The 20808-nt window shown below is 71.8% G+C and carries 21 protein-coding genes; 11 read left to right on the top strand and 10 right to left on the bottom strand.

The genetic code is table 11. The features are described 5' to 3' along the window. Positions 1-21 precede the first annotated feature (21 nt). From ACFPYL_RS21015 to rodA, 5 genes are read left to right on the top strand one after another with little or no spacing between them, the layout of a single operon-like run. Positions 22-1053, top strand: coding sequence for a rod shape-determining protein (locus tag ACFPYL_RS21015; RefSeq protein ID WP_379159045.1), 1032 nt, complete (start codon positions 22-24; stop codon positions 1051-1053). Then, a complete protein-coding gene (gene mreC, locus ACFPYL_RS21010; RefSeq protein WP_379159042.1) occupies positions 1050-1979 on the top strand; it encodes a rod shape-determining protein MreC in 930 nt (309 codons plus the stop codon). The genes ACFPYL_RS21015 and mreC overlap by 4 nt, the downstream gene beginning before the upstream one ends. Then, positions 1976-2485 (top strand): rod shape-determining protein MreD, encoded by a 510-nt coding sequence (gene mreD, locus ACFPYL_RS21005; protein WP_379159040.1) that lies wholly within the window; start codon positions 1976-1978, stop codon positions 2483-2485. The genes mreC and mreD overlap by 4 nt, the downstream gene beginning before the upstream one ends. Then, positions 2485-4611: a penicillin-binding protein 2 gene (gene mrdA, locus ACFPYL_RS21000; RefSeq protein WP_379159038.1), complete on the top strand. Its 2127-nt coding sequence runs from the start codon at positions 2485-2487 to the stop codon at positions 4609-4611. The genes mreD and mrdA overlap by 1 nt, the downstream gene beginning before the upstream one ends. A 40-nt stretch (positions 4612-4651) precedes the next feature. Beyond that, positions 4652-5788: a rod shape-determining protein RodA gene (gene rodA / locus ACFPYL_RS20995; RefSeq protein ID WP_379160864.1), complete on the top strand. Its 1137-nt coding sequence runs from the start codon at positions 4652-4654 to the stop codon at positions 5786-5788. A 110-nt stretch (positions 5789-5898) separates the two neighbouring features. On the opposite strand, the gene ACFPYL_RS20990 is transcribed toward rodA, so the two are convergent. Beyond that, the gene (locus tag ACFPYL_RS20990) at positions 5899-7017 is read right to left on the bottom strand and encodes a calcium:proton antiporter (protein ID WP_379159035.1); all 1119 of its coding nucleotides are present in this window, start codon (positions 7015-7017) and stop codon (positions 5899-5901) included. 37 nt (positions 7018-7054) lie between these two features. Here ACFPYL_RS20990 and ACFPYL_RS20985 point away from each other — a divergent pair, with 37 nt between their 5' ends. Both ACFPYL_RS20985 and ACFPYL_RS20980 read left to right on the top strand, forming a co-directional pair. Further along, entirely contained in the window at positions 7055-7774 is a 720-nt protein-coding gene (locus ACFPYL_RS20985) for an LLM class flavin-dependent oxidoreductase (protein ID WP_379159032.1), read from the top strand. A gap of 46 nt (positions 7775-7820) precedes the next feature. Further along, positions 7821-8501 (top strand): hemerythrin domain-containing protein, encoded by a 681-nt coding sequence (locus ACFPYL_RS20980; protein ID WP_379159029.1) that lies wholly within the window; start codon positions 7821-7823, stop codon positions 8499-8501. 5 nt (positions 8502-8506) lie between these two features. Here the strand turns inward: ACFPYL_RS20980 and ACFPYL_RS20975 are convergent, their stop codons facing one another. From ACFPYL_RS20975 to ACFPYL_RS20965, 3 genes are all read right to left on the bottom strand, one after another. Next, positions 8507-10381 carry a S24/S26 family peptidase gene (locus tag ACFPYL_RS20975; RefSeq protein WP_379159026.1) on the bottom strand — a complete coding sequence of 625 codons (1875 nt, stop codon included), beginning with the start codon at positions 10379-10381 and terminating at the stop codon, positions 8507-8509. Positions 10382-10476: 95 nt separating this feature from the next. Next, entirely contained in the window at positions 10477-10890 is a 414-nt protein-coding gene (locus ACFPYL_RS20970) for a hypothetical protein (RefSeq protein WP_379159023.1), read from the bottom strand. Between the two features lie 204 nt (positions 10891-11094). Beyond that, positions 11095-11925 carry a ceramidase domain-containing protein gene (locus tag ACFPYL_RS20965; protein ID WP_379159020.1) on the bottom strand — a complete coding sequence of 277 codons (831 nt, stop codon included), beginning with the start codon at positions 11923-11925 and terminating at the stop codon, positions 11095-11097. A gap of 87 nt (positions 11926-12012) precedes the next feature. Here ACFPYL_RS20965 and pdxR point away from each other — a divergent pair, with 87 nt between their 5' ends. Then, positions 12013-13452 carry a MocR-like pyridoxine biosynthesis transcription factor PdxR gene (gene pdxR, locus ACFPYL_RS20960; protein WP_379159017.1) on the top strand — a complete coding sequence of 480 codons (1440 nt, stop codon included), beginning with the start codon at positions 12013-12015 and terminating at the stop codon, positions 13450-13452. Here the strand turns inward: pdxR and ACFPYL_RS20955 are convergent. Both ACFPYL_RS20955 and ACFPYL_RS20950 read right to left on the bottom strand, forming a co-directional pair. Next, positions 13359-14675 (bottom strand): APC family permease, encoded by a 1317-nt coding sequence (locus ACFPYL_RS20955; RefSeq protein WP_379159014.1) that lies wholly within the window; start codon positions 14673-14675, stop codon positions 13359-13361. The two genes, pdxR and ACFPYL_RS20955, sit on opposite strands and share 94 nt — an antisense overlap. Before the next feature lie 84 nt (positions 14676-14759). Further along, positions 14760-15158 (bottom strand): adenylyltransferase/cytidyltransferase family protein, encoded by a 399-nt coding sequence (locus ACFPYL_RS20950; protein WP_379159011.1) that lies wholly within the window; start codon positions 15156-15158, stop codon positions 14760-14762. 58 nt (positions 15159-15216) lie between these two features. On the opposite strand from ACFPYL_RS20950, the gene ACFPYL_RS20945 reads away from it, so the two are divergent. Then, entirely contained in the window at positions 15217-16482 is a 1266-nt protein-coding gene (locus tag ACFPYL_RS20945) for a DUF445 domain-containing protein (protein WP_379159008.1), read from the top strand. Positions 16483-16561: 79 nt separating this feature from the next. Here ACFPYL_RS20945 and ACFPYL_RS20940 read toward each other — a convergent pair whose 3' ends face one another. Continuing rightward, positions 16562-17503, bottom strand: coding sequence for a hypothetical protein (locus ACFPYL_RS20940; protein ID WP_379159005.1), 942 nt, complete (start codon positions 17501-17503; stop codon positions 16562-16564). 202 nt (positions 17504-17705) lie between these two features. On the opposite strand from ACFPYL_RS20940, the gene ACFPYL_RS20935 reads away from it, so the two are divergent. After that, positions 17706-17951 (top strand): RNA-binding S4 domain-containing protein, encoded by a 246-nt coding sequence (locus tag ACFPYL_RS20935; RefSeq protein WP_379159002.1) that lies wholly within the window; start codon positions 17706-17708, stop codon positions 17949-17951. A 3-nt stretch (positions 17952-17954) separates the two neighbouring features. Here the strand turns inward: ACFPYL_RS20935 and ACFPYL_RS20930 are convergent, their stop codons facing one another. Further along, positions 17955-18323 (bottom strand): FKBP-type peptidyl-prolyl cis-trans isomerase, encoded by a 369-nt coding sequence (locus ACFPYL_RS20930; RefSeq protein ID WP_379158999.1) that lies wholly within the window; start codon positions 18321-18323, stop codon positions 17955-17957. 64 nt (positions 18324-18387) lie between these two features. Here ACFPYL_RS20930 and ACFPYL_RS20925 point away from each other — a divergent pair, with 64 nt between their 5' ends. Next, the gene (locus ACFPYL_RS20925) at positions 18388-19416 is read left to right on the top strand and encodes a PP2C family protein-serine/threonine phosphatase (RefSeq protein WP_379158996.1); all 1029 of its coding nucleotides are present in this window, start codon (positions 18388-18390) and stop codon (positions 19414-19416) included. Positions 19417-19419: 3 nt separating this feature from the next. Here ACFPYL_RS20925 and ACFPYL_RS20920 read toward each other — a convergent pair whose 3' ends face one another. Both ACFPYL_RS20920 and hisN read right to left on the bottom strand, forming a co-directional pair. Then, on the bottom strand, positions 19420-19851 hold the full coding sequence (locus tag ACFPYL_RS20920) for a CBS domain-containing protein (protein WP_379158993.1): 432 nt from the start codon (positions 19849-19851) through the stop codon (positions 19420-19422). A 40-nt stretch (positions 19852-19891) separates the two neighbouring features. Beyond that, positions 19892-20767 carry a histidinol-phosphatase gene (hisN, locus tag ACFPYL_RS20915; RefSeq protein WP_379158990.1) on the bottom strand — a complete coding sequence of 292 codons (876 nt, stop codon included), beginning with the start codon at positions 20765-20767 and terminating at the stop codon, positions 19892-19894. Positions 20768-20808: the final 41 nt, after the last annotated feature.

Raw genomic sequence — 20808 nt, 5'->3', positions numbered from 1 at the left:
CACCTGCACCAAGGCGACACGATGGCTAACAGCTTCATCGGCCGCGACATGGCCGTCGATCTCGGCACCGCGAACACCCTCGTCTACGTACGTGGCAAGGGTGTCCTGCTCGACGAGCCGAGCGTGGTGGCGATCAACGACAGCACCGGCGACATCCTCGCCGTCGGCCACGAGGCCAAGCGGATGATCGGTCGGACGCCCGACAACATCGCCGCGATCCGGCCGCTCAAGGACGGCGTGATCGCCGACTTCGAGGCCACCGAGCAGATGCTGCGCTACTTCATCCAGCAGGTGCACCGGCGCCGCTACTTCGCCAAGCCGCGGATGGTGATCTGCGTGCCGAGCGGCATCACCGCCGTCGAGCAGCGCGCCGTCAAGGAGGCCGGCTACCAGGCCGGCGCCCGCACGGTCTACATCGTCGAGGAGCCGATGGCCGCCGCGATCGGCGCCGGGCTCCCCGTCCACCAGCCGACTGGCAACATGGTCGTCGACGTCGGCGGCGGGACGACCGAGGTCGCGGTCATCTCCCTGGGCGGCATCGTCACGAGCCTCTCCATCCGCACCGCCGGCGACGACCTCGACCAGGCGATCGTCGCATGGATGAAGAAGGAGCACGCGCTGATGCTCGGCGAGCGCACCGCCGAGGAGGTCAAGATGACCCTCGGCTCCGCGTTCCCGATGCTCGACGAGCCGGAGGCCGAGATCCGCGGCCGCGACCTGGTCTCGGGGCTGCCCCGCACGGTCACCGTGTCCAGCGCCGAGGTGCGCCAGGCGCTCGAGGAGCCGCTGCACGCGATCGTCGACGCCGTCCGCAGCACCCTCGACCAGACCCCGCCGGAGCTCGCCGGCGACATCATGGACCGCGGCATCGTGCTCACCGGTGGCGGTGCCCTGCTCCGCGGCCTCGACGAGCGGCTGCGCCACGAGACCGGCATGCCCGTCCACGTCGCCGAGGACCCGCTCACCTCGGTCGCGATGGGCGCCGGCAAGTGCGTGGAGGAGTTCGAGGCGCTCCAGCAGGTGCTGGTCTCTGACCGCAGGCGGGTCGGATGAGGCTCGACCGGTTCGACCGTCACAAGGAACGCCGGTGGCGCGGCTCCGACCACGACCAGCAGCGTTCCTCGCGGGGACTGCTGGTCGCTCTGGTGCTGGCCTGCCTCACCGTGATGAGCCTCGACTCGCTCGCCTCCTCGCCCGTGGACCCGGCCCGGCGCGCGGTCGGTGAGGTCTTCGGCCCCGTCGAGATCGGCACCGCGACCGCCATCCGGCCGTTCACCGCCGTGCCCGACTGGTTCCGCACCCGCGACTCGATGCAGCAGGACCTCCTCGACCTCCAGGCCGAGAACTCCGACCTGCGCTCGCAGGTCGCCACCCAGGACTACGACCGCAACCGGCTCGAGGAGTACGACGGCCTCACGGCTGCGGCCAAGAGCCTGGGCTACTCGCTGGTGCCCGCCCGCGTCGTCGGCCTCGGGCCCTCGCAGTCCTTCTCGCGCACCGTGACCATCGACGCCGGCTCGGACGCCGGCGTCCACCCCGACCTCACCGTGGTCAACAACGACGGCCTGGTCGGCCGGGTCCTGCGCGTCACCCACACGACCGCGACCGTGCTGCTCATCGTCGACGCCGACTCCGTCGTCGGCGGCCGGGTCGGACGCAGTATGGAGGTCGGCTTCCTGCACGGCCGCGGCGTCCTGGGCAGCGACGGCCGCCTCGACCTCGAGCTCGTCGACGACACGGCCGTCCCCGCCAAGAACGACACCGTCGTCACCTGGGGGAGCGAGGCCGGCGGACCGTACGTCGCCGGCGTACCGGTCGGCCGCGTCACCACGGTCTACAGCAGCCTGCGCGAGACGGCGCAGCGCGCGGTCATCGACCCGTTCGTCGACTTCGGCGCGCTCGACCTGGTCGGCGTCGTCGTCCCGACCGGCACCACCAGCGACCGCGCCGTGATCGGTGCCGACGGAGGACTGCAGTGAACGCCCTGCGCGCCCTGGTCGCGGCCGCGGCCGTCGGCGTGGCGCTGGTCCTCCAGGTGTCGTTCTTCCCGCACCTGGCCTGGGACGGGATCGTCCCCAACGTCTGCCTGCTCGTGGTCGTCGGCGCCGCTCTGACCCGCGGCCCGGAGTTCGCCGCGGTCCTCGGCTTCGTCGCCGGCCTCGCCCTCGACCTCGCGCCGCCCGCGGACCACCTGGCCGGGCGCTGGGCGCTGGCCCTCGTCGTCGTCGGGTACGTCGCCGGTCGCGTGCGTCGCGACGCCAAGCCGACCGCCGGCACGGTGGTCGCGACGGTCGCCGCGTCGTCGTTCGTCGGCACGTCGATCTTCGCCCTCTCCGGCCTGGTGCTCGGCGACGCGATCGCCATCCCCGAGCTGCTCGAGGTGGTGCTCGTGGGCGTGCTCTGGGACGTCGTGCTGACCCCGCTGGTGCTGCCGCCCGTGATGGCGATGTTCCGCCAGCTCGAGCCGGACCGGTCGCTCGCCTGATGTCGCAGCAGAGGACCGGGCGGATGCGGCTGCTCGTCATCCAGGCCGTGGTGTTCTCGCTCTTCGCGACCCTCTTCGTGCGGCTCTACTACCTCCAGGTCGTCGGCGGCGAGGAGTACCACGCGCAGGCCACCTCGCAGTCGGTGCGCGAGGTCGTCGTGCAGCCGCAGCGCGGCCTGATCGTCGACGACATGGGGCGACCGCTGGTCGCCAACCGCACGTCGTGGGTCGTCTCGATCGACCGCACCGTGCTCGGCAAGCTCGACGAGCACCAGCAGAAGGTCCTGCTCGAGCGGGTCGCCGGCGTCGTGGACGTGCCGGCGCACCGGATCCGCGCGCTGCTGGTGACCTGCGGCGAGGACGGCTCCGAGCCCGGGGTCTGCTGGAACGGCTCGCCGTACCAGCCGGTGCCGGTGGCCGAGGACGTCAAGAAGTCGGTGGCGCTGCGGGTGCTCGAGCAGCCCGAGGACTTCCCGGGCGTCGTGGCCGAGCAGCAGAGCGTGCGCGCCTACCCGCAGCCCTACGGCATCAACCTGGCCCACGTGCTCGGCTACCTGAGCCCGATCACCGAGGACGAGCTGGACCGGGCCGAGAAGGACGACGACACGTCCGTCAACGGCGCCTCGTCGGTCGGCCGGGCCGGGATCGAGAAGGAGTACGACCGCTGGCTGCGCGGGATGCCGGGCTACAAGAGCGTCGCGGTCGACTCGATGGGCCGGGTGCTCGGCGACGACGGCGAGGTCGCGGGGGAGCCGGGCAACACCCTGGTGACCAGCATCGACGCCAAGGTCCAAGGCACCGTCGAGCGCGAGCTCGCCGACACGATCGCGACCGCGCGGGCGCAGTACGACCCGGTGACGCACAAGAACTACGTGGCCGACTCGGGCGCCGCCGTCGTCATGGAGGCGAAGACCGGTCGCATCGTCGCGATGGCCAGCCAGCCGACGTACGACCCGTCCGAGTGGGTCGGCGGCATCACCAAGAAGCAGCTGGCGCGCCTCTACTCGGCGAAGGCCGACAATCCGCTGCTCAGCCGGGCGACGCAGGGCCAGTTCGCACCGGGCTCCACCTGGAAGCCGTTCATGTCGACCGGCGCGCTCTCCGACGACCTCGGTCCCGACACCCGCCTCGGCTGCACCAGCGGGCTCCAGATCGGCAACCGCTGGTTCAAGAACTACGAGTCGGAGTCCTACGGCGACATCTCCTTCGCCGAGGCGCTCAACGTCTCCTGCGACACCTTCTTCTACCGGGTCGGCCTGCACTTCTGGCAGAAGTACGGCTCGGACCCCGCCAACTCGAAGGCCAAGGACCCGCTCGCCGCCGCGGCCCACACCTTCGGGTTCGGCGCGAAGACCGGCATCGACATCCCCGGCGAGGCCAGCGGCCGGGTCGGGGACCGGGTCTGGCGGGCGTCGTACTACTCGTCGATGAAGGACTTCTACTGCACGATGGACCGCGACGGGACCGCGAAGACGGCGTTCCTCAAGCTGTTCGCGCACGAGTTCTGCCTGGAGGGCAACTACTTCCGGCAGGGCGACTCGGCCAACTTCACCATCGGCCAGGGCGACACCATCGTCACCCCGATCCAGCTGGCGCGGGCGTACGCCGCCCTCTCGAACGGCGGCACGCTCTACGCGCCGCGGGTCGGCAAGGCGGTCGTCGGGCCGGACGGCACCCTGATCAAGAAGATCCCGCCCAAGGTGGTCGGGCACGCGAAGGTCAGCAAGCAGGCCATCGACTACGTCGACAACGCGCTGCTCGGCACCCTGAAGTCCGACGGCGCCTGGAACGGCACCCTGGCCTGGAAGTTCGGCGACTTCCCGCTCGACTCCGTCCACCTGCGCGGCAAGACCGGCTCGGCCGAGGTCGAGGGCAAGCAGTCGACCTCGTGGGTCGCGACGTACGACGAGAACTACGTGGTGGTCATGATGGTGACCCAGGCCGGCACCGGCTCGGGCACGTCGGGCCCTGCGGTGCGCAAGATCTGGGAGTCGCTCTACGGGATCGACGGGATGACCGTGAACCCGAAGCACGCCGCGATCCCCGGAACCACCCCGCCGGCCGGCCTCCCCACCTTCATGCGGGACGGCTCGATCCTCCCGCCGACCGCCGCGAAGGAGGACTGACGTGCCCACCTCTCGATGGACATGGCCTCGGTTGGACTGGGTGCTCATGGTCGCGGTCCTCGCGCTCCTCACCCTCGGGACCCTTCTGGTGTGGTCGGCGACCAGCCACCGGGCCGACCTCACGGGCGGCGACACCACGGCGTACCTGCGCAAGCAGCTCGTCAACGTCGTGATCGGCCTGGTCCTGATGGTCACGGTGCTGGTGACCGACCACCGCTGGGTCCGCATCGTCGCGCCGCTGGTCTACCTCGGCTCGGTCGCCGGGCTGGTGCTGGTGCTCGCGATGGGCAGCACCATCAACGGGTCCCGGTCCTGGCTGCAGCTCGGCGGGATGTCGATCCAACCCTCGGAGTTCGCCAAGCTCGCCGTCGTGATCGGGATGGCGCTGTGGGTGGCCGAGCGCGCGGAGGTGCGCAAGGCGCGCACCGGGGGCGGCGTCGGCGACGTCGTCGGGATGCTGGTGATCGCCGGCGCGCCCGCGGTCCTGATCCTGCTCCAGCCCGACCTCGGCACCATGCTGGTGCTCTCCGCGACCGTGCTCGGCGTGGTCGCCGCGTCCGGGGCGCCGCGCCGCTGGCTGGGGCTGCTCGCCGCCGGGGGCGTGACCGCCGCGGTGGCCGCGGTGGCCGCCGGCTTCCTCAAGCAGTACCAGGTCGACCGGTTCCTGGCGTTCACCAACCCGGACCTCGACCCGCGCGGCGCCGGCTACAACGTCGAGCAGGCGCGGATCGCGATCGGCAACGGCGGCGTCTTCGGGCAGGGCCTCTTCGACGGCTCGCAGACCCGCGCGGGCTTCGTGCCCGAGCAGCACACCGACTTCGTCTTCACGGTCGCGGGTGAGGAGCTCGGCCTGGTCGGTGCCGGGGTGCTGATCGCGCTGCTCGCCGTCGTCATCTGGCGCGCCCTCGCCATCGCCGCCCGCACCGACGACGTCTTCGGCCGCCTCGCCGCCGCCGGCATCGCCTGCTGGTTCGGCTTCCAGGCCTTCCAGAACGTCGGCATGTGCCTCGGCATCATGCCGGTGACCGGCGTACCCCTGCCGTTCGTGTCGTACGGCGGCAGCTCGATGTTCGCCGGCCTGCTGGCCATCGGCCTGCTCCAGAACATCCACCTGCGCGCGCAGGCCGCCCCGGCTGCCCGCCTCGGAACCCCGTCGCGCGTGCTCGTCTCGCGTTGATCTGTCTCGGCCGTGGTGGTGGTTTCGAGGCTCGCTCCGCTCGCACCTCAACCACCGTCACGGTGGTTGAGGTGCGAAGGCCGCCAGGCCTGAGCCTCGAAACCACCCTGCTACGGATTGATCGCGAGGAAGACGAACGCGGCGAGCAGGGAGAGGTGCACGAAGCCCTGGAGGGACTTCGAGCGACCGGGCACGACGGTGAGGATCGACACGATCACCGAGACCAGCAGCAGCACCATCTGGGTCGGCTCGAGACCGAGCACGAGCGGGCCGTCGAGCCAGATCGAGGCGACCGCGATCGCCGGGATGGTGAGACCGATGCTCGCCATCGCCGAGCCGTAGGCGAGGTTGAGGCTGGTCTGCACGCGGTTCTGGGCGGCTGCCCGGGCGGCCGCGATCGACTCGGGCAGCAGCACCAGCAGTGCGATCACGACTCCGACGAAGGAGTGCGGGAAGCCGAGGAACTCGACGCCGTCCTCGATCGGGTAGGACTCGACCTTGGCCAGCCCGACGACGGCGACGAGACCGAGGAGCAGCAGGGCGAGGCTCGCGAGGGCGGCCCGGTCGCTCGGCGGGTCGGCGTGCCCGTCCTCGTCCTCGTCGACCGGCCCGGAGACCGAGCCGGACCCGGGTCCCGTCGCGACGGGCAGGAAGAAGTCGCGGTGCTTGACCGTCTGGGTGAAGACGAAGATGCCGTAGAGGCCGAGCGAGGCGACCGCGGCGAAGGCCAGCTGGGCCGACGAGAACTCGGGCCCGGGGTGGCTGGTCGTGAAGCGCGGCAGCACCAGGGTCAGGGTCGCGAGCGCCACCACGGTCATCAGCGCCGAGCCGGCGCCCTCCGGGTTGAACACGGCCATCCGGTACTTCACGGCGGCGATCAGCAGGGAGAGACCGGCGATCCCGTTGAGGGTGATCATCACCGCGGCGAAGACCGTGTCGCGGGCCAGCGCCGAGGTGTCGCTGCCGCCGAGCATCAGCGTGACGATCAGGGCGACCTCGATCACGGTCACCGCGACGGCCAGCAGCAACGAGCCGAACGGCTCGCCGACCCGGTGCGCGACCACCTCGGCGTGGTGGACGGCCGAGAGCACGGCGCCGATCAGGAAGATCCCGACGGCCACCGCTGCGACGGTGCCGGGGTGGCGTCCCCAGGCCAGCGCCAGCACCACGATCGCCGCCAGGGGAGCCAACATCGTCCAGCTCAGCCAGGCGCTTCTCCGCTCGCTCATGCCTGAACCCTACGGACCCGCCAGGCAGGATAGACACATGCCCGACTACGGCCAGGACCTCCAGTTCGGTACGTTCCTCACCCCGGACGCCGCCCAGCCCGACCGGGTCGTCGAGCTCGCGCTCCTGACGGAGGCGGCCGGTCTCGAGCTCGCGACGGTCCAGGACCACCCGTACCAGAAGCGGTTCCTCGACGCCTGGGCGCTGCTCGCGACGGTCCTCGCGCGCTCGTCGACCCTGCGGGTCACCACCAACGTCAGCAACCTGCCGCTGCGACCGCCGTACGTGCTCGCGAAGACGGTCGCCAGCCTGGACGTGCTGAGCCGGGGCCGGGTCGAGCTCGGCATCGGTGCCGGTGCGTTCTGGGACGCCATCGCGGCTGCCGGCGGCCCGCGCCGTACGCCGGGGGAGGCGCTGGCCGCGTTGGACGAGGGCATCGAGGTGATCCGACGCGCGTGGAGGTCCGGACCGGCGCCGGTGCACGACGTGGAGGTCTGGATCGGGGCGATCGGCCCGAAGATGCTGGCGCTCACCGGCCGGGTCGGTGACGGGTGGCTGCCCAGCCAGTCCTACGTGCCGCCGGAGGACCTGGCCGAGCGCAACGCGCGCATCGACGACGCCGCGCTCGCCGCGGGACGCGACCCGAGCGCCGTGCGCCGGCTCTACAACGTCAACCCCTCCGACGACCCGGCGTGGCCGGAGTGGCTGGCCGAGCTGACCCTGACCCCACGGCACCAGCACGTTCATCCTCGGCGGTGACGACCCGGTCACGATCCAGCGGTTCGGCACCGAGGTCGCGCCGGCCGTGCGCGAGCTGGTCGCGGCCGAGCGGGTCGGGGCACCGCGGGCCGCGACACCGGAGCCCGCAGCCGTCGAGGTGCGCGCCGGCGGTGCACCCGTCCGGCCGACCCCCGACGAGGGTGTACGGCGCAGCGACCGGTCGCCGTGGGACGAGTCGACCCGGCCGACGTACGCCTTCGACGGCGCGCCGCTGGCCTGGACCGACCACGAACGTGCGGCCGGCCAGCACCTCGTCGACGTGCACGACCACCTTCGCTCGGAGCTGGCGCAGCTCTTCGACCTGATCGCCCAGGTGGAGGCCGGGACGCTCGAGGTCGGTGCCGCCCGGTCGCTCATCAACACGATGACGATGCGGCAGAACGACTGGGCGCTGGGCGCCTACTGCCAGGCCTACTGCCGGGTCGTCACGACCCACCACACGATCGAGGACACCTCGATGTTCCCGCACCTGCGCGCCAGCGACGCCGACCTGGTGCCGGTCATCGACCGCCTCGAGGCCGAGCACCACGTGATCGCCGGGGTGCTCGACGAGGTCGACCGGGCGCTCGTCGCCGTGGTGTCCGAGCCGGACGGGCTCATGCGCCTGCGCGAGGCCGTCGACCTGCTCGCCGACACGATGACGTCGCACCTCTCCTACGAGGAGCGCGAGCTGGTCGAGCCCCTGGCCCGCTTCGGCTTCTACTAGTCCGCCTACCGGCAGAAGCCGAACGACTGCGGCGACCCGGCCTTGATCAGGTCGTTGTAGCCCGCGCCCCGTAGCCGCCACTGGAAGGTCCCGCTCCCCGACGTGAAGTCGATCGACGTGGAGTTCCAGAAGTTCGTGGGCAGCGACGTCAGGGCGTAGTTCGGGCCGGTGAGGTTCGGCGTGTTCTGGGTGAGGACGGCCCGCCACTTCACGAAGTCGGTGGACGTCGTCGAGACCGTGACCGTCGCGCAGTACTGGCCGCCCGGCGCGTTGCTGGTGTTCTGGAGGCTGACCGACACCGTCGCGTCGACGAGCGTGGCCGACTGGTTGGTCGGGGCGCAGAAGCTCCACGTCGCCGGGGATCCCGACTTGATCAGCTGGTTGTACGACAGGCCCTGGACGACCCAGGTGCCCGTGCTCGAGTCGAAGGACACGGTCGCGACGTTGCTGAAGTTCGTCGGCACGGCGTTCAGCCAGTAGGTGTTGCCGGACAGGCCGGTCGTGCTGTGGTTGATGGTCGCCTTCCACTTCACGTACGTCGGCGACGTGGTCGACGCGGTGACGCTGGCGCAGTACTGCTGGCTGTCCTGGCTGGTGATCGACACGCTCAGCGTCGCGTCGATGTACGGCGCCGCCGCACCCGCCGGGGCGCAGTAGCCGAAGGTCGCGTTGGTGCCCGAGCGGATGTACTCGTTGCTGGACACGCCGCGGACCACCCAGGAGCCGGTGCCGGCGTTGAACGAGATGTTCGTCATGTTGTTGGAGTTGGTGGGCTGCGCGGCGAGCCAGTAGGCGCTGTCGGTGATGCCCGGCGTGCTGTGGTCGAGGGTCGCGCGCCAGCGGATCCAGTCGGTCGACGCGGTCGAGACCGTCACCGTCGCGCAGTACTGCTGGGCGTCGGACTGGGTGACGTTCACGCTGGCCGTGGCGTCGACGAGCGAGGTCTCCGAGCGGGCACCGCAGTAGCCCCACTCGTAGCTCTGGTTCGGCGCGATGATCGAGTTGTAGTCCGCTCCTCGGACCCGCCACAGGTCCGGCTGGAAGGACACCGTCGTCACGCCGTACGACGACGCGACGGAGCTGGCGTTGTAGGGCTGCGCCGAGATGTTGAGGGTGATCTCCCACTCGACGGAGGCGCTGGAGTGGTTGGTGACGGTGACCGTCGCGCAGTACTGGAGCGGCCCCTCGCTGGTCAGGTGCTGCTCGTAGGACACCGGGTTCTGGGCGAGAGAGGCTGCCGTCGTGCCCGTGTAGATGTCGGCGGAGGCGAGCGTGCCGAGGTCGGCCGCCCGGGCCGGCACGATGCCGAGGACGAGCCCGGTCACCGCCGCGAGGGCGACCGCCCGCGACGCGATCGGGACGACCGGTGGCGTGGGCTTGCGGTGCCGCTTGCGCCGGCGCGAGCGCCACCGCGGACGGATCGGTGGGTCCTCGTCCTCGTCCGGTCGTTTGAGCACCGCCATGGCGGTGAGGATGCCGGCGATGACGGCGAGCACCATCGGCGAGCCGACGATGCGCAGCAGGCGGCCGCCCGCAGGGACCCGGACGACGACCCGGCCGTGGACGTCGGAGTCGACGGGCTTCCACGGGTCGATGTGGTCGTTGTTGTCGCCCTGGGTGACGTGGGTGCCGTCCGGTCGGACCTCGATCACCCGGTGCACGACGTTGAGGCCCGCGCCGGCTTCGCCGGCGGGGATGCCGTAGACGATCGGTGTGCCGACCGGATAGCTGTCGCTGCGCCAGGTGACCAGCAGGTCCTGCGGGTCGTACGTCGGGAGCATCGACGGCCCCGAGACGACCGTGACCCCGAGGTGGGGTGGGCCGAGCGGGGTGGGCAGCGCGAGCGCGAGCAGGACGATCGTGCTCAGCCAGCTGAGCATGCTGAAGAGGCGGCGCAGCCACGGTCTGCGCCGCCTGGCTCGGATCTTCAGCTCGACCATCATGGCTAGGCCGGCTGCCCCCCGCCGGTCAGGTGCTAGCCGCTGATGACGACAGCGACGTTCTCGACGTCCTCCGCCTCGACGTCGGTGAGCGGCGAGGTCGCCGACACGGTGAGGGTCACGGTCGTGGCCGGGGATGCCGGCATCGTGCCGCTCGCGGTGCCGAGGTCGGCGTTGCCGTCGTCGGCGAGGGTGACGTCGATGCTCTGGCCGGCGCACGCGACGTCGACGTCCGAGAGCGTCACCGAGGCCACGGTGTAGCTGCCGGTGTCGCTGGAGTACTCGGTGGTGTAGTCGACCGAGATGTCGTCGTCATCGCACGAGGCGACCACGTTGACGCCCGCGCCGAGGTCGGTCGAGTTGACCGTGCCGAGCGTCGCGGCAGACGCGACCACGGCCGCGGTGACGGCGCCACCGGCACCGAGGGCCAGAAGGAGTTGCTTGGACATTTGGGTGCGTACCTCTCGTTGTTGCCCCCCACGGGGCACCCTTCGGAGAGCACGCACACGTCTCGCAAGACCGCCACCCCAGCGCGGCATGCGGGACGCATGCAGCGACTCTCCCCAATTCACTGTCCGCGCCGAGCCGCGTGGTGATGCTGGGGACTGGTCTAGCACCGGGATTCCGGACGGTGTTGGTCCCGCCGGATTTCTTTACCGGATACTGTCCAAACGGCTGATATCGGCGGTCTTCTCGCTCGCCCACAGCCGGAACAGGAAGTACGCCGAGGCCGCGTCGAGCAGGTGCCACGCCGCGTGCCCCTGGAGCAGCGAGTGCGGGTCGCACCACAGAGACTTGGTGACGTTCCAGATCGCGAACGCCACCAGGATCGCGCCGAGCGACGCCGCACCCCACCGCAGGTCGGTGCGTGGCACCGGGGCCGGCGCCCGCCCCGCCCGCAGCCAGAGCCGGACCTCCAGCACGACCGCCGTGAGCAGCAGCGCCGCGAACGCGACGTTGCCCGCGAAGTCGACGACCGGCACCTCGCCGTCGTACAGACCGATCAGCTCGCACGCCGCGACGAAGAGCAGGAAGAGCTGCGTGAACAGCACCCGCCCCTGCCGCACCCAGCGCATCAGCGAGTACGCCGCGGCGAACGACGCCACCAGGTACATGCTCAGCATGTCGAAGTCGCCCCCGCGCTTCGCCTGCGTCGCGTGCATCGCCGCGCTCGCCGGCCCGAGGAAGACCACGACGCACCCGTACGCCGTCGCGAGCGGCGGGTGCAGCGGCAGCACCTCACCCAGCTGGTCGCGGCGTCCGGCCCGCCACGCCACCAGCAGCCCCGCCACCACGAACCCGAGGTTCGAGAACGAGTTCGCCGGCTGCTTCACCCACCCGTCGCGCGCCGCCTCGCAGAAGTTCGCGCCCCGCCCGACGTCCGGCCCCAACCAGCCCTGCCCGATCGCCAGCACCAGCAGGCCTGTCGACACGACGGCCGTGACCGCGGCATACGCCAGCGGGCGCAGGGACCGGGTCGGCATGTGCTGACCCTAGGGGGTGCGTCCGCCGCGCGACGGCTTGTGTCGGCGCCGCACACCGGTGTCGGTGGGCTCTGGCACGCTGACGCCGTGGACCTGGCGGTGGACCTGAGTGAGCGCGGGGACCGGGCGAGTGCGATCTACCGCGCGCTGCTCGACGCGGTCCGCGCGGGGCGGCTGAAGCAGGGCGACCGGTTGCCGCCGACCCGGGCGCTGGCGCAGGACCTCGGGGTCTCGCGCAACACGGTGGCGCTGGCCTACGAGCGGCTGGTGGCGGAGGGGTTCCTCGAGTCGCGGGTGGGGGCGGGCACCTACGTCACGGGCCAGGCGACGCCGACGCCGAGGACGACCCGCACCGGCGCGCTGACGCCGAGGCCGGGCTGGACGTTCACCCCGACACCGACGAGCGGCACGACGCAGGCGCCGCCGTACGACTTCCGCTCGGGCATCCCGGACGCGTCGCTCTTCCCGTTCGACACCTGGCGCCGGCTGGTGGCCGCCGAGCTGCGCGCGGGCGCGCACGCGCCGGGCCGGTACGCCGACCCGGCCGGGCACCCCGACCTCCGGGCAGCCATCGCGCGCTACGTCGCGCTCTCCCGTGGCGTGACCGCCGACGCCGACGACGTGGTCGTCACCCACGGCACCCAGCAGGCGCTCGACCTGGTCGCCCGCGTGCTGGTCGGGCCGGGAGACGTGGTGGCCGTCGAGGACCCGGGCTACCCGCTCGCGCGCGACCTCTTCGCGTCGTACGGCGCGCGCGTCGTGCCGGTGCCCGTCGACCGGGACGGCCTCGTCGTCGACCTGCTGCCCGACGACGTGAGGGTGGTGTTCACGACGCCGTCCCACCAGTTCCCCTTCGGCCCGCCGCTGTCGCGCGATCGCCGCCGCGCGCTGCTCGACGTCGCCGACCGGCGCGGGGTGGCGATCGTCGAGGACGACTACGACAGCGAGTTCCGGTTCACCGACGGGCCGCTCGAGCCGCTGCACGCGCTCGACGAGCACGGGCGCGTCATCTACGTCGGCACGTTCTCGAAGTCCCTGGTCCCCGCGCTCCGGGCGGGCTACCTCGTCGCGCCGTCGTCGCTCCACGAGGCGCTGCGGGCGGCGCGCCAGCTCGCCGACGGCTACGGCCAGCCCGCGCAGGAGGTCGCGCTCGCCCGCTTCATCTCCGACGGCCTCCTCGGCGCGCACCTCCGCCGCGCCCGCGCGGTGTACGCCGAGCGGCGCGCCCTGCTGCTCGACGGGCTCGATCGCCGGCTCGGTGACCGGCTCGAGGTGATGCCGTCGGCCGCAGGGCTGCACCTGACCGCTGTCCTCCGGGACCAGGGCGTCGCCGACACGGAGGTCGTCGCGGCCGCCGCAGCAGAGGGCGTGGCGGTCGAGGCGCTGTCGTCGTACGCGCTCGGCGACGGCGTGCCGTCCGGACTGGTGCTGGGCTACGGCGCCGCGTCGGCCGGCGCGATCACGGCGGGCTTGGAGCGGCTCGCCCAGGTCGTCCAGGCGACGGCGGCGAGCCCGACGACCAGCTGAGGCAGCAGGTGCTGGCCGACCAGGCCGAGCAGCAGCAGCGCCGAGGCGAAGGCGACCACGGCGCCGCGTCGTACCCAGGTGCCCCGGGGCAGCAGCCGGAGCGCCGCTGCGGTGCCGACGACGTAGACGAGCGCGAACGCGCCGGTGACGAGCAGCATCGTGCGCTCGACGGCGACGCCGGTCAGGGCCACGCCGAGCAGGGTGAGCATCGAGCCGGCGGTCACGACGGCCAGCGACCGGCGCGGCACCTCGCCCGCCGACGACCCGCGGGCGAACCACGCCGGCAGCGAGCCGTCGCGGCCGAGCGCTGCGCCGAGGCGGGCGCTGCCGGCGAAGTAGGCGTTCATCGCGCCCAGCGAGAGCAGCACGGCCACGACCGTGGTGACGCCGCGGGCCGGCTCGCCGAAGCCGAGCACGAGCAGGTCGGAGAGCGGTGCCTTGCTGGTGTCGTCGCCGAGCACGGCCACGGTCGCGACGGCGACGCCGAGGTACATCACGCCCATCACGACCAGGGCGATCGCGGTGGCGCGGGTGATGTCGCGGGCGGGGTCGCGGTACTCCGACGACAGTGACGTGACGACCTCCCAGCCCGCGAACGCCCAGATCAGCAGCGCGGCCGCCGGGCCGATCGCACCCCAGCCGTGCGGCGCGAACGGCGTCAGGTTGTCGGTGCTCGCGTGGGGGAGCGAGACGAGCGTCGCGACCAGCAGCAGCACGGCGAGGGTGCCGGCGATGACCAGCTGGACGCGGCCGGAGACGCGGACGCCGTACCAGTTCATGATCGCGACGGTGCCGATCAGCAGGCCGGAGGTGAGCAGCTGGGTCTGCCGGCCGCCGCCGAGGCTGTCGGCGACGTACGCGCCGGCGAAGCCCGCCGCCGCCGGCGCGCCCAGCGGGATCGCGAAGTAGAAGCACCAGCCCGTGACGGTGGCGACCCGGCCCCCGAAGGCGCGGCGGGCGTACGTCGCCACGCCGCCGCCGTCCGGGTAGCGCGCGCCCAGCGCGGCGAAGGTCGTCGCCAGCGGCACCGACAGCAGCACCAGCGCGACCCAGGCGACCAGCGAGGCGGGCCCGGCCTCGTGCGCGGCCAGCCCCGGCAGGGAGATCACGCCGGTGCCGAGCACGGCGCCGAGGGTGAGGGCGGCACCCTGGGGGACGCCGAGACCGCCCCGGGTGACGGGGTCGTCGACCGGGATCGGGTCGGGCGTCAGAGCGGTGGTCACGCCGCAAACCTAGGGCTCGCGCGGCGCCCCGCGCAGGGCCAATTCGGGCCTGCCTGGTTGGGCCGATCCGGGTCGGGCGGGACCTCAGCTGCCGGCCGAGATCTTCTCGATCAGCGCGGTGGTCGAGATGGCTGGCGTCCGGGTCAGGTAGACGACCTCGCAGATGTCGCGGAACTCGTCGAAGCGGCCCTCCCAGTCGTCGCCCATCACGAGGACGTCGGCGCCGAACTTCTGGATGTACTCGCGCTTCAGCTCGAGGCTCTCCTCGACGAAGACCTCGTCGACCGGCTTGAGCGCGGCCACGATCGCGAGCCGCTCGGCCTGGCTGAAGACCGGCTCGCGGCCCTTCTTGCGGAGGTTGAGCTCGTCGGCCGAGACACCGACGACCAGGCGGTCGCCGAGGGCAGCAGCGCGCTCGATCACCCGTAGGTGCCCGACGTGGAAGACGTCGAACGTGCCGAAGGTGATGACGGTGCGGGACATGAGGGGGATCCTCTCACCCCGGCGTCGGTTGGGCCGAATGGGGAAGGATGGCCGGGACATGGCTGCCACGCTGACGATGATCACGCCCGACCCCCAGGCCGACGAGCGCCGCCGACGGGGCCTGCGCCGGATGCGCTCGCTCGCCGTCGGGCTGCTGCTGCTGGCCGCCGTCGTGTACGTCGCGACGCTCGGCCGCACCGGGTTCTGGGGGTTCGTCAACGCGGGCGCGGAGGCGTCGATGGTGGGTGCGATCGCGGACTGGTTCGCGGTCACCGCGCTCTTCAAGCGCCCGCTGGGCCTGCCGATCCCGCACACCGCCCTGATCCCGCGGCGCAAGGACGAGCTGGGCCGCTCGCTCGAGGAGTTCGTCGGGGAGAACTTCCTCCAGGAGGCGATCATCCGCGACCGGGTCGACGCCGCGACGATCTCGCTGCGCATCGGCCGCTGGCTCGCCGTACCGGAGCACGCGCGGCGGGCCGTCGACGAGGTCGCCGACGTCGCCGTGATCGGGCTCGGCCGGATCCGCGACGACCACGTCGAGGAGCTCGTGCGCGACGTGCTGGTGCCGCGCTTCCACGAGGAGCCGATCGCGCCGCTGATCGGCAGCCTGCTCGAGGAGACGATCCGCGACGACCTGCACCACGGCCTGGTCGACCTCACCCTCGACGAGCTGCACGGCTGGCTGGTCGCGAACCCCGACGTCGTCGCCGAGATCCTGGGGGAGCGGGCGCCGTGGTGGGCGCCGACCCGGCTCAACGACGCCGTCATCTCGCGCCTGCACCGCGAGCTGGTCAGCTGGGTCGACGACATCCGGCACGACCCGCGCCACCACGCACGGATCGCCCTCGACTCGATGCTCGCCCAGCTCGCGCAGGACCTGCTGCACGACCCCGAGACCCAGGAGCGGACCGAGCGGCTCAAGGCCCGGCTGCTGGACCAGCCCCAGGTCGTGGCCTCCGGTGTCTCGCTCTGGAACGCCCTGCGCCGCAGCATCCAGGCCTCCCTCGCCGACCCTGACGGACCGCTGCGCGCCCGGCTCACCGACGAGGTCACGGCGTTCGCCCAGCGGGTCGTCTCCGACCCGGTGCTGCGGGCCCGCTTCGACGGCCTGGCCGCGGACGCGGCCGTCTTCGCCGTCGAGCGGTACGGCGCCGAGGTGACCGCCGTGATCACCCACACCGTCGACCGGTGGGACGGCAAGGAGGCCTCGCGCCGCATCGAGCTCCAGGTCGGCCGCGACCTCCAGTTCATCCGGATCAACGGCACCATCGTCGGTGGTCTCGTGGGCGTGCTGATCCACACCGTCAGCGTCGTCATCGGCTGAGGGCGTCTGCCGTCGAGACCCGTCAGATGGTCGTCGGACCGGCCTCCCGGCAGCCACCTGACGGATCTCGACGATCGACTCAGGCCGCCAGGTCGTCCAGGTACTCGTCCAGGGTCGGTCGAGCCGGTGGTGCCAGCTGCCAACGGCGCTCGAGGTGGCCGGCGCGGGTGGCAGCCTGCTCCATGCGGTGCACGACCCGAGCCTCATCACGCAGGTCGCGGCCGACGGTCTCGACGTACTCGAGCCCCGCGTTGCGCAGGTCAGCCTCGCGCTGGATGTCCCGGGCGTGACGGTCGATGTCGCGATGGTCGGCGCCGGCGTACTCGCCCACCACACCGCGGACCGGGTCGAAGAGATCCGGGGTGGCGAGGAACCCGCCGTCAAGGTCCAGGAGCGTGCGGTTGACCAGGGGCCGGCCCCAACCGGCGGTGTACTCCCAGATGATCCGGAACCGATCCTCCTGCGGCGATCGACAGCCCTCGCAGGACATCTCGACCGCCGCCGTGACCAGGCGGACGTCGCGGTACCAGCGGCGGGTGGCGGCGTACAGCCGCATCCGCCTGATCGAGGTGAGCTTCGCCGCGTACGTCGCGCCCGCGGCCACCGCCATCTCTCGGACATCGCCGATCCGCTGCATCTCGTCGTACAGCGCGCGCTCGACCTTCGCGCAGGGCATGCCGTGGATGACCGTAACGTCGTCCGGCGGGATCCGGTCGCCGATCACGCGGGCGCCGAATCCGGTCTCCAGACGCTCGCCATTGGCTGCCAGCACCACCGGCAGTCGGGTTCGGCCGTCTCGGGCGAGCCCGTCGAAGAAGGCGGCACGATGCAGGCGTAGGGCCGCCCATGCCGTGATGACGGCGCGCGTGCCGGCTCGCGCATGCACCTCGACGATGCGCTGTTCGGGCAGGGTGTCGTCGGTGTCAGCAGGGACGTAGAGGCCGGGCGACGTCCGTCGCCAGCTGGACCCCCGGCTCTGCCCGCGCGTCGGACCGTCACGTCCGAGCGGGTCGATCCGCACCGGGCGGACCACCGTTCCGACCGGTGGTGCGATCGGGTCCCAGCGATGAGCCATGCATTCCGCTTGCCCCGACCCGGCTGTGGACGAATCCGTCCGCGTCCCTACCTGTGGAAACCGCGTCGAGACCCGTCAGATGGTCGTCGGACCGGCCTCCTGACAGCCATCTGACGGGTCTCGACGCGGGATGGGCGAGACTGGCCCCATGCCCGAGCCGTACGACGTAGCCATCCGCGACCAGTCGATCCGGCTCGGTCAGTTCCTCAAGCTCGCCAACCTGGTCGAGAGCGGCGCGGAGGCCAAGCCGGTCATCCAGGACGGGCAGGTGCTCGTCAACGGCGAGGTGGAGACCCGCCGCGGGCGCCAGCTGGTGGTGGGCGACGTGGTCACGCTGGGGCCGCAGTCGGCCCGCGTCGCCGACGAGGCCGCCGACGACGGACTCCCGTGGTAGAGCTCAGCTCACACCGATCAGGTCCACCACGAAGATCAGGGTCTCACCGGGCTTGATGACGGCGCCGGCACCGCGGTCGCCGTACCCGAGGTGCGGCGGGATGACGAGCTGGCGACGACCGCCGACCTTCATGCCCTGCACGCCCTGGTCCCAGCCGGCGATGACCTGGCCGACGCCGAGGCGGAACTGCAGCGGCGCGCCGCGGTTGTACGACGCGTCGAACTCCTCGCCGGTCGAGTGGGCCACGCCCACGTAGTGCACGGAGACGTTCGATCCGGGGCCGGCCTCGTCGCCGGAGCCCTCGGTGATCTCGGTGACCACGAGGTCGGCGGGCGGGTCGAAGTCGGGGAAGTCGATCTCGGGCTTGTCCATGCCCACCACCCTAAGACACCCCGAAGTCCCCTCGTCGGCTTGCCCGGACTGGCAGGATGCGCTGGTGACGTGGACGCGACGCAACCTCGATCCCGGGCTGGTCGTGGGGTTCGGCACCCTGGCCGTGCTGGTCGCGCTCTCGATCGCCACCCCGGCCCAGCTGATCGCGATCTTCGCCGGCTCGGCGATCCTCGCGAGCCTGCTGACGACAGCACGCCGTACGGCGGTGGTCGCGGGCGCGTCGATCGCGTGCGCGCTCCTGTCGGCGACCTGGCTGGGCAACGGCGGCACCTTCGACTGGTTCACCCGGATCCTGCTCTGCGTCGTGCTCGGCCTGGTCGCGGTCCAGAACGCCGCGCTCCGGGAGCGCCGCGAGGAGCGCCTCCAGCGGATGACGGTGATCGCGGAGACGGCCCAGCGTGCCGTGCTGCGAAGCATCCCCACGGCGATCGGGTCGGTCGGCCTGGCCGCCCGCTACGTCTCAGCCACGGCCGAGGCGATGGTCGGAGGGGACCTCTACGAGGTCGCCGAGACGCCGTACGGCGTCCGCGTCATCGTCGGTGACGTGCGGGGCAAGGGGCTCGAGGCCGTGCAGACGGCGACGGCGGTCCTCGGCGCCTTCCGGGCGGCGGCGTTCACGGAGCCCGACCCAGCGGCGCTGGCGCGCCAGATCGACGAGACCATGGGTCGGATGCTGGGCGACGAGGAGTTCGTGACCGCGATCGTCGGGCAGTTCGAGGGCGACCGCGTGACCCTGGCCAACTGCGGCCACCACCCGCCGCTGCTGGTCCAGGAGGGGACGGCGACCGAGGTCGACACCGGCGAAGCGACCGTGCCCCTCGGCATGGGCTCCCTCCCGACGGTCAGCGAGCACCCGTGGCCGCGTGGTGCGCGGATGCTCTTCTACACCGACGGCCTGGTCGAGGCACGAGACGACAGTGGCGAGTTCTTCCCGCTCGACGACTACGCCGAGGAGCTGGCCGACGGCACCGTCCAGGAGGCGGTGGACCGGCTGGTCGCCCACGTCACGGCGTACGCCGGCGGCATGAACGACGACCTCGCCCTGGTGCTCGCGGAGCGCGACGGGCGCTGACCCTCAGGTCTGGTGGACGTAGCTGTCGAGCTGGTCGCGCTCGAACTCCAGCTGGTCGATGCGGTGCTTGACCACGTCGCCGATGCTGATGATCCCGACCAGCTGGTCGTCGTGGACGACCGGCACGTGCCGGATCCGGCGGTCGGTCATCATCTTCATGAGCTCGTCGACCTCTGCGTCCTCGTCGCAGGTCGCGACCACCGCGGTCATGATCGCGGCGACGGTGTTGTTCACGACCGTCCCGTCGCTGTGCAGGTGCCGGACCACGTCGCGCTCGCTGACGATGCCGTCGAGGCTGGTGCCGTCGGCGCTGACGATCAGCGCACCCACGTTGTGCTCGGCGAGCTGGGCGACCAGCTCGCGCACGCCCGCGTCGGGGCTGATGGTCACGACCTCCTGGGAGGCCTTGGCACTGAGCACGTCACCGATCCGCATGCACCGACGGTACTCGTGAGCGGCGTCACACGTACAGGTCTCACTCCCGCCGGTGGGACCGCAGGTCCGAGACCGAGCCCGGCCCGGTGCGGGGGGAGTCGGGGTCGTCGTCGTCATCGGGCGACGAGCCCAGGAAGGACAGCGCGGCCTCGTGGAGGTGCCCGTTCGACGCGAGCGCGTTGCCACCGAACGGTCCGTCGGTGCCGTCCAGCGAGGTGAACCGTCCGCCCGCCTCGCGCACGATGATGTCGAGCGCCGCCATGTCGTAGACCTCGAGCTCGGGCTCGGCCGCGATGTCGACGGCGCCCTCGGCCAGCAGCATGTAGGACCAGAAGTCGCCGTACGCCCGGGTGCGCCAGCAGCGCCGCATCAGCGACTCGAAGTCGTCGAGCCGGTCGCGCTCGTCCCAGCCGGAGAGCGAGGAGTAGGACAGCGACGCGTCCTCGAGACGGCGTACGTCGGAGACCTGGCAGCGGGTCGCCTTGAGCAGCGACCGCCCGGTCCAGGCGCCGTTGCCCGTGGACGCCCACCAGCGCCGCTGGAGCAGTGGCGCGGAGACGACGCCGAGCACGACCTCGTCGTCGACGACGAGGGAGATCAGCGTCGCCCACACCGGCACGCCGCGCACGAAGTTCTTGGTGCCGTCGATCGGGTCGATGATCCAGCGCCGCTGGCTGTGCCCGCTGGAGCCCTGCTCCTCGCCGGTGATCGCGTCGCGCGAGCGGGCGCGGGAGAGCGTCCGGCGGATGCTCTCCTCGACGGCCTGGTCGGCGTCGGTGACGGGCGTGAGGTCCGGCTTGCTCATCACGTGCAGGTCGAGGGCCTTGAAGCGGCTCTCGCTGATCGAGTCGGCGTCGTCGGCCAGGACGTGCGCGAGGCGCAGGTCGTCGGTGTAGTCCGTGGAATTCGTCGGCACGGCCTCACACTATTCTCATCAACCTGGTGCAACCTTCACCC

The organism is Nocardioides hankookensis, from assembly GCF_042658885.1.
GTDB classification, from domain to species: Bacteria; Actinomycetota; Actinomycetes; order Propionibacteriales; family Nocardioidaceae; genus Nocardioides; species Nocardioides hankookensis.
The sequence above is the reverse complement of the archived record's forward strand: the minus strand, read 5'-3'. Positions and strand labels throughout refer to the sequence as shown.